The sequence below is a fragment of the Citrobacter sp. Cpo030 genome (assembly GCF_030333005.1).
Classification (GTDB): domain Bacteria; phylum Pseudomonadota; class Gammaproteobacteria; order Enterobacterales; family Enterobacteriaceae; genus Citrobacter; species Citrobacter portucalensis.
This window is the reverse complement of the sequence record NZ_JAOWGT010000006.1, coordinates 1-214: the sequence shown is the minus strand read 5'-3', so window position 1 is coordinate 214 and position 214 is coordinate 1. Positions and strand designations below refer to the sequence as shown.

Below are 214 nucleotides of genomic sequence, written 5' to 3'. Positions count from 1 at the left end.
TGACCGGGAGTAATGCGCGGTGGAAATGGACAACAGATTACAACCGTCGCTCGATAGCGGAAACGGCGATGTACCGGGTAAAACAGCTATTCGGGGGTTCACTGACGCTGCGTGACTACGATGGTCAGGTTGCGGAGGCTATGGCCCTGGTACGAGCGCTGAACAAAATGACGAAAGCAGGTATGCCTGAAAGCGTGCGTATTGCCTGAAAACA

Annotated in this window: 1 pseudogene; it reads left to right on the top strand. The window is 53.7% G+C overall.

Annotated elements, in window-relative coordinates:
* A pseudogene (locus OGY37_RS00030) lies at positions 1 to 209 on the top strand (IS5/IS1182 family transposase); the annotation flags it as partial.
* Positions 210 to 214: the final 5 nt, after the last annotated feature.